Raw genomic sequence first — 8,266 nt, 5'->3', positions numbered from 1 at the left:
GAGGAGCCAACCGCACCGACCGACGACGTGCCGGCCTGGTTGCGGGCCGAAGAGCCAACCGCACCGACCAGCGATGTCCCGGCGTGGTTGCGGGCAGAGGAGCCAACCGCACCGACCAGCGACGTGCCGGCGTGGTTGCGGGCGGAGGAGCCGACGGCGCCGACCAGCGATGTCCCGGCGTGGTTGCGGGCCGAAGAGTCAACCGCACCGACCGACGACGTGCCGGCCTGGTTGCGTGCGGAGGAGTCAACGGCGCCGACCAGCGATGTCCCGGCGTGGTTGCGGGCAGAGGAGCCAACCGCACCGACCGACGACGTGCCGGCCTGGTTGCGGGCAGAGGAGTCAACTGCACCGACCGACGACGTGCCGGCGTGGTTACAAGAATCTGCCGCGAGCACTGCTGATACACCTGATTGGCTCATCGGGGTTAAGCAAACTGAAGACCTGCCGTGGTTACAGGCTGAACCGTCCGGGCTATCGGTTACTGCCGAACCGTCAACAACGACTAGTTCAAGCAGTGACGAATTCTTTAGTGGGGCCGAGTTACCGCCATGGCTACGTGCTTCTACGGAGCACATTGTAGAGCCGGTGGCTACTCCATCCCTAAGTTGGTTACAACGTTTGAGCAGTCGTGAAGCGGAGCTAGAAGAAGAAGCGAGTGCTCCTGAGGTTGTGGTGGTTAAACCACCGCTGCCGATGCCGGCTCTACGCACTCCTGATCAGGTAGCGGCAACGGCACTCCTCGAACGTTTGATCCAGTCGCCATTGCCACAAGCGGTATCGGTCGCGCAACCGACGGTTGTTCGTCGCCGATTGCCGAAACTCGAGCATTGGTTGGCGTGGGTCTTGTTGGTTGCCGTGCTCGTTAGTTTGCTGATCCCAAGCCTACCCAATCCGCTAATGGGTCAAGTGCAGCCTTCTCCGGCAGCAATTGCGTTGAGCGAGCGATTAACCGCGTTGGGTAGCGATGATGTGGTGTTGGTGGCCTACGAGTGGGGTGCCCAGCGAGTTGCTGAGTTGCGACCTCTTGAACAGGCGCTCTTCGAGCAACTAATGGTTGATCGTACAAAACTGATCATCGTTAGTACCGATCTTCAAGGAGCATTACTCGCCTTCGACCAAATTGGACCGTTGCGCGCTGCTGGCTATAACAACGAAAATGGTGTTACCTTTGGTGGACGCGATTACGTGCTTCTCGGCTATCGTCCCGGTGGTGAACTGGCGCTGCGCAGTATTGCCGGTGACTTGCGCGCCCAGTTGCGTCGTGATTATACCGGTCAAGATGCTACCGCCGGTCTATTGGCGACACGCCCCGATGGTTCGCCGCGGGTCGAGACCCTCGCCGACTTGGCAATGATCGTCGTTATGGCCGATCAAGTGCAAGATGTACAGGCGTGGATGGAGCAGATTCACAGTGCTGCTCCTCGAGTACCGATTGCCTTCTTGCTTCCTCAAGAGGTCTATCCTCAAGTGTTGCCCTATCTGCGCTTACCTAATGTGTATGCGGTGGCCGGCCAGCGTGGTGCGGTTGAGTTGCGTGCTGCGAGTGGAACTGATGGAGTGGTCGCCACGATGGTAGCTAATCAGACGTGGGCTACGATCATGTTCGTGATCGTGATGATGGTTGGTGGTGTGATTGTCATTATTGAGCGGTTGCGGCGCCCAGCCCGCGGGAGCGCGTGATGGATTTGGCAATCAATCTGATCCCGGTGTTGCTGACGCTGCTCGTGTTTAGCCGTCTGTTCGGCGATACACCGGCATTCCGGCTCGTACAGTATCTGTTTGTTGGTGTAGCGTTAGGTTACGCGGTGGTTGTCATCTACCATCAGGTGCTGCGCCCGGCAGTCGTTGAGCTTTGGTTAGCTAGTGGGCAGCCTGGTTTGGTGACGTTGCGCCTCGTCCCTTTTGTATTGGCCGCTCTCTTGCTTACGCGCGTCAGTGACCAACAAACGAACTCGTGGCTGGCTAATCTGCCGCTGGCGTTGGTTTTTGGGGTTGGAGCGGCGCTGGTGGTGGGTGGCGCATTGATTGGTACGATCATGCCACAAGTCCTCGATGCCACTCGGCTTGATCTGAGTGCTCCGTCTGCGATATTGGGTAGTCTTGTTCTGTTTGTCGGTTCTATCGTGACTCTGCTCTCGTTTTCCTTTACTCGGTCGGCCGATCCGCGTCGCCAACGCTGGCTCGATAGCACCGCACGAGTAGGTCGTTGGTTCCTCCTGATTGCATTTGGTTTCTTTTTGGCTGGGAATGTGAGTTCTTATCTTGCTGCATTGAACGAACGGTTATTGTTCGTTGTTGAGTGGGTTCGGGCGGTGCTGGGGGCGTAAGGGAGAGGTATGTCTACAGTGCGTGCTGTATTGGTAGTTGAGATCGGGAGTGTTACGACCCGTGTGTCGCTGATCGATCAGGTCGATGGCGAAAGCCGTTTGATCGGTCAAGCCGAGACACTTACAAGCTGTGAGTTGCCGTACCAAAACATCTTCTTCGCTATTCAAGAAGCAACAGCGCAGATTGCCGATCTCACCAGCCGTCAGCTCCTGCATGATGGCCGTTTATTGATGCCCCAGACGATTGCCGGTGATGGGATTGATGCTGTTGTGGTTGTTACATCAGCTCTTGAACCATTACGGGTGGTAGTGGCAGCGATTGCGGCTGATGTATCGGCCCGCAGCGCGTTGCACGCGGTACAGGGTGTGCCCAGCGTCGTGTTGGCGGTGACAACCCTCGATGATAGGTTGGGGCATCCACCGGCTGTCGAAGATCGGTCGTGGCTCGAACGCCAACTCGAGACGCTCTTGCCACTCTCACCTGATGTGATTGTCGTGACCGGGGGTGTGGAAGGTGGTGCGACGGATTCGGTCATACGGTTGGTGCAATTGGTGAATTTGGTATTGGCGTTCAAGCAGACGACCGATGAACCGTTGCCCACTATCGTTTATGCCGGGAATACTGCAGCCCAAGCGCAAGTGCAAGTGGCACTTGCCGAGTACAAGAACGATGTTCTAATGGTTGCCAATGTGCGCCCGGAACTTGAACGCGAAGTGCTCACGCCGCTCCGTCAAGCATTGCTTGCCCGCTATGCTCGTCAGTTAACCGATTTGCCCGGTCTGAACGCATTGCCTGCGGAGCATACGACGTTGCGTACCGTGGTTGAGGCTCAGTATCTGATGACCCGTTTCTGGGCTGAGCGACAACAGCAACCGGTGTTGTATGTGGATGTGGGGGCAACGACCACCACTCTGATCGCCGCAGCTCCCGATCAAGTTCATGCGGCGATCCACGGTGTGCGTGGTACAGCCTATGGCGCAGCTCACGTGCTCAGTGAAACAGGCCCTGCCGCCCTGGCGCGTTGGTTGCCATTCGCAATGACCGAACAGGAACTGACTGAGCGCGTGCTCAATCGAGTGCTGCGACCGCAGACGATACCTGCTACACGCGAAGAATGTTATCTTGATCTCGCGCTCACCCGTGCGGTGCTGTCGCTCGGAATGGCTGCTTTGCGTGATGAGGTACCGACGTTGGAGTATAGCCACGTGATCGCGAGTGGTGGGGCACTTATCCACGCACCGCATCCCGGTATGGCACTGTTGGCTTTGCTCGATGGGTTGCAGCCGGCTAATGAACTACCCGATTTGCTCTTGCACGTTCACCTCGATACGTTTGGTTTAATGTCGGTCTGCGGTGGTCTAGCCACGTTACATCCTGAAGCGGCCCTTTCCGTCTTCGATCACGATTTGCTGTTGAATACCCCGTTGGCGACGTGTATCGTGTTGCAAGGGAGTGGCCGGCCTGGTGAACTGGTCGCCGAGGTCGAACTAATTGCAGTAGGTGGTGACACCGAGTACGCACAGGTACGTTTGGGTGAGCTGGTTCGTTTGCCGCTACCGATTGGCCGGTATGCGCAAGTCAAAGTCAAACCGACTCGCGGTGTGCGGGTAGGCCGTGATGTTTCCGGTGAGCCGGTGGCGAGTGATCCGGCAGAAGTGCCCGGTAGCCTCCTCGGACTGATTATTGATGCCCGTGGCCGTCCGTTATCACTCCCCGAAGATGGTGCTGAGCGGCGACGGTTGCTGTGGTCGTGGTTACGAGCGTTGGACGCGGAACGGAGCGATAGTCCTTACCCTGAACCGGAAATAGCCTTGCCCGAACATCGAGGCGTTGGAGTATAAGTTTAGATTAGTGTGCCCCATGCCTATCCGCTGTATATTTTTGGTCAGAACACGGATAGAAGGGAATGCGACGGATAACCACGGAGGTGAAGCGTGGCGCGATCGGTGACCATCTGTCAGGTCCGTCTTAATCCGTGTATTCTTGGTCAGAACACGGATAGAAGGGAATGCGACGGATAATCACAGATGGTTCTTAGCGTCCCACTCGTCTCACTCCGTGTACCTTTACCTTTCGCCCATAAGATCTGCCATCACAGCGGCGAACGCCTCTCGGGTTGGACGTAGACGATCTTCTGGAAATGCCGCGATTGGTGTCGGGCCGATGCCTAACGTCTCGGCCAATGTCGGGCGTTGTTCATTTAGATAGATCAAACCGGTCACAAACTCGCCAGAAGCACGGGCCTGTTCCAGCAATTGTAGTGCCGCCATCCGATTGCTCGGATCGTGGTCGTGATTCAGTTTGCGCAATCGAATAACCGGGCCACCGTGGAGTTGGACATCGCGCACCTCGCCCGGTTCATAATCCACCGTCACCTCTTCGTAGTGCGGGATAAAGCTGATGTCGTGCAATGGCGACTCGTGCGTCTTCCCATAGGTATAACTCTTGGTCGAACGGTCGTGGTTGTTAAAGGTAACGCACGGACTAATGACATCGATCACGGCGGCACCGTGAAAATTGAAGGCAGCCTTGATCAATTCTCGTACCTGTTTGGCATCGCCGGCAAACGAGCGGGCAACGAAGCCACAGCCGGCCAAAATTGCTTCGGCACAGACATCAATCGGCGGTAAGTGATTAACACCGGCATGCTTCAGCTCTTGCCCCTCATCGGCTGTGGCCGAAAATTGACCTTTCGTGAGACCATACACCCCGTTATTTTCCACGATATACACAATCGGCACGTTACGCCGTAACAGATGGATAAACTGCCCCAAGCCAATACTGGCCGTATCGCCATCACCACTCACGGCGAGCGGACGTAAGGTATGGTTGGCGAGATGTGCGCCGGTGGTTACCGATGGCATCCGGCCATGGAGTGAATTAAAACCGTGTGAACGACCCAAGAAGTAAGCAGCCGACTTACTCGAACAACCAATGCCGCTCATGCGAATGACGGTATGCGGTTGGAGCGAAAGTTCAAACGCCGCGGTAATAATCTGGTTAGCAACGGAGTCGTGTCCGCATCCGGCACAGAGTGTCGATGGTGCGCCACGGTAATCTGCCTTGGTCAGACCAATTGCATTTATCGTTTGCTGGGTCATAACAGGTATCCTTATGGTAATATAGGTTCTATCTATACCGGTTTGTCGTTGCATACCCTTGGTGGCAATCATCTCCGCATCGACTGCAACTCTACATAATAAGTGTAGTTGCATGCATCTGCTCGAGCACATTCAATACCTGATCGCGCACAAATGGTGCGGTAAGTGGCAAGCCATCGCACCACGCTACCGAACCTAGCCTTGTCGCGTATGCCGGGCAGTGGAGTTGCAGTAATTGACGTAACTGACCATCGTGATTCTGTTCGATCACAACACAATACCGGTGATGGGCGATAAAATCGGTAACTTCCTGGCCGAGCGGTAAGGCCCGCACGCGCATACTACTGGTCACAATACCAGCAGCCGCCAACAAATCGCGGGCCTCAGCGATGGCCGGCGCCGTTGAACCAAATCCGATCAAACCGATGGTAGCCTCTGGATGCGCATCGATCACCGGGTGGGGTACGAGACGGCGAGCTGTCTCGTGTTTCCGCCAGAGTCGTGCCATATTACGCTGCCAGTCTTCAGGACGTTCACTATAGACATTACGCTCATTGTGCCCGGTACCACGGCTGAGCGTCGCCGCCAACGGGTGAGGATTACCGGGCAATGTGCGGTAGCCAATCCCATCACCATCAACATCAGCGAAGCGTGCATACGTAGTAAGCTTCGCTAAATCTTCAGCACTGAGCACCTTCCCGCGTTGCAGCGGTTGCTCAGGGTACGTAAAGGGTCGGCTCATCCAAATATTCATCCCCAGATCAAGATCGCTGAGAACAAAGACCGGGGTCTGGAGATACTCGGCCAGATCAAACGCCAGTTGGGCATCACTGTAACATTCTTCCATCGTGCCCGGCAGCAACACCACATGACGAGTATCGCCGTGGCCGAGGTAATAGACCGACAGAAGATCGCCTTGGGCGGTGCGGGTGGGCAAGCCGGTTGAAGGGCCAACCCGCTGCACATCCCAAATGACGGCAGGGATTTCAGCGAAAAAGCCTAATCCGGCGAACTCAGTCATGAGCGAGATACCCGGCCCCGAGGTCGCGGTCATTGCCCGCGCACCGGCCCAACCGGCTCCGATCACAATCCCCAACGCCGCGATTTCGTCTTCGGCTTGCACAATCGCGCAGGTCGCCCCTTGGTTATGTTCGCGTAAACGGGGCAAATAGCTCTCGAGCGACTCGATCAGGCTGGTTGACGGCGTAATCGGATACCACGCTACCACTCCAACCCCACCGGTAATCGCACCGATTGCAGCAGCAGTATTACCGTCGATCAACATCAGCTCGGTGGTGGCCGTAAGTGGCTCGACGCGAAACCGCCCATGCGCGGGCGTGTCGGTGTTGCTCATCCATTCCTTTGCTGCCCGAATTACAGCTAGATTCAGCTCGATAGTGGTTGCTTTACCACGAAACTGGTGCTGTACCGCCTTGACCAATGCGGTATCGGTAATTCCCAGGAGTGCAGCCAATGCCCCGACGTACACCATATTGGCCGCGTAGGTTCGTAAGCGCTGGCTAACATCGGTTTGTTCGAGAAGCTGGCGCACCGGTAGCGCGACCGAGATAATATCGGAACGTTGCGGTTGCCATGGGCCATCGGCGGGGTAGAGGCAGATGCCACTGGTAACGAGATTGGCGAGGTCGTCGTTAGCCGTGCGCGGATTAAACGCTACCAATAGCTGCGATTGGGCAGGTCGAGCTGTGTAACCGGCTTGGCTGACGCGCAAGGTATACCACGTCGGTTCACCTTGAATGTTCGAGGGGAAGAGGTTCTTACCTGAGACGGGAATACCCATCAAGAAAATGGCTCGCATCAGCACCATGTTTGCCGTTTGGCTGCCGGAGCCGTTGATGGTGGCCGCAGTAATCGCGAATTCATTGACGGTCGATTTGGGGAATTGCATAGCCTCCTCGCAATGCAAAGCTCGACACTGAGCAACATACCCGTCATTATACGCGACCAAAACCGATTATTGCAATGCAACATCCACAGCGTGGGTTACAGAGCTTGCCGCGCCGTGGCGATGTACCGGTGCGCAGCAACACCGGTCTTATCTTTTACCTATTCTTCGCTAATCGTAATGCCCAGAATCGTCTCACCTGGTGTTGCCAAATCGGCAGGATTGCTCGGATCGCGCAGCGGAATCCCATCCACAATCTCTTGTCCTTTGATCACGCGCCCAAAGATGGTGTACTGCTCGTTAAGCCACGGGGCCGGAGCAGTCGTGATGAAGAATTGTGAACCAGCGCTGTTGGGGTCGGTAGAGCGTGCCATTGCCACGATTCCGGGCTGGTCGAACAGAATTTTGTCGGTGAACTCGGCAGGGATGGTATAGCCCGGCCCACCGGTGCCATCGCCGTTCGGATCACCGCCTTGTGCCATAAAATTCGGCAGGACACGGTGCCATGTTAGCCCGTTGTAGAAATTCTGGCGGGCGAGAAAGACGAAGTTATTCACCGTTTGCGGCGCAATATCGGGCAACAGCTCAATCACAATCTCGCCGCGGGGCGTGTAGATAGTCGCTGTGTACTTCTTCGCCGGATCAATTGTCATTGGTGGTGGGCTGTTGTACCGGTAAGTCGTTGCGGTCGGCATGACCGGCATCGTACTCGCCGCCGGTGTTGAAGTGGCAACCGGTGCTGCCGTCGGTGGGGCCGGTGGAGTGGTAGGCGCCGGTGTTGCGGTTGGCGGTGCTGCGCGGCTAATCAGCAGGCCGGCAACAAGTCCAAGAATGAGGAGCAGAATAGCAATGGCTATCAGGCCAGTCATTGGATTAGGTGTGGAAGATGGACGTTGTGTACTCACATGACACCTCGATAATAACGCTG

5 protein-coding genes and 1 pseudogene are annotated in these 8,266 nt (G+C 56.3%); 3 read left to right on the top strand and 3 right to left on the bottom strand.

What is annotated here, in order from left to right:
• The 3 genes and pseudogenes from AC01ZF_RS15960 to AC01ZF_RS15950 form a co-directional block, all read left to right on the top strand.
• Positions 1–1,683, top strand: a pseudogene (locus AC01ZF_RS15960) (hypothetical protein); the annotation flags it as partial.
• A complete protein-coding gene (locus AC01ZF_RS15955; RefSeq protein WP_424674404.1) occupies positions 1,683–2,330 on the top strand; it encodes a hypothetical protein in 648 nt (215 codons plus the stop codon). The pseudogene AC01ZF_RS15960 and the gene AC01ZF_RS15955, both read left to right, overlap by 1 nt.
• A gap of 9 nt (positions 2,331–2,339) precedes the next feature.
• Positions 2,340–4,172, top strand: coding sequence for a glutamate mutase L (locus tag AC01ZF_RS15950; protein WP_428131530.1), 1,833 nt, complete (start codon positions 2,340–2,342; stop codon positions 4,170–4,172).
• Between the two features lie 225 nt (positions 4,173–4,397).
• Here the strand turns inward: AC01ZF_RS15950 and AC01ZF_RS15945 are convergent, their stop codons facing one another.
• The 3 genes from AC01ZF_RS15945 to AC01ZF_RS15935 all read right to left on the bottom strand — a co-directional run bounded on the left by AC01ZF_RS15945 (position 4,398) and on the right by AC01ZF_RS15935 (position 8,243).
• Complete coding sequence (locus AC01ZF_RS15945) at positions 4,398–5,432, bottom strand: 2-oxoacid:ferredoxin oxidoreductase subunit beta (protein WP_424674402.1); 1,035 nt, start codon at positions 5,430–5,432, stop codon at positions 4,398–4,400.
• Positions 5,433–5,523: 91 nt separating this feature from the next.
• Complete coding sequence (locus AC01ZF_RS15940; RefSeq protein ID WP_476575494.1) at positions 5,524–7,341, bottom strand: 2-oxoacid:acceptor oxidoreductase subunit alpha; 1,818 nt, start codon at positions 7,339–7,341, stop codon at positions 5,524–5,526.
• A 158-nt stretch (positions 7,342–7,499) separates the two neighbouring features.
• Positions 7,500–8,243: a peptidylprolyl isomerase gene (locus tag AC01ZF_RS15935; RefSeq protein WP_424674400.1), complete on the bottom strand. Its 744-nt coding sequence runs from the start codon at positions 8,241–8,243 to the stop codon at positions 7,500–7,502.
• Positions 8,244–8,266: the final 23 nt, after the last annotated feature.

This window comes from Chloroflexus sp., assembly GCF_056331925.1.
This window is presented reverse-complemented; position numbering and strand designations above follow the sequence as displayed.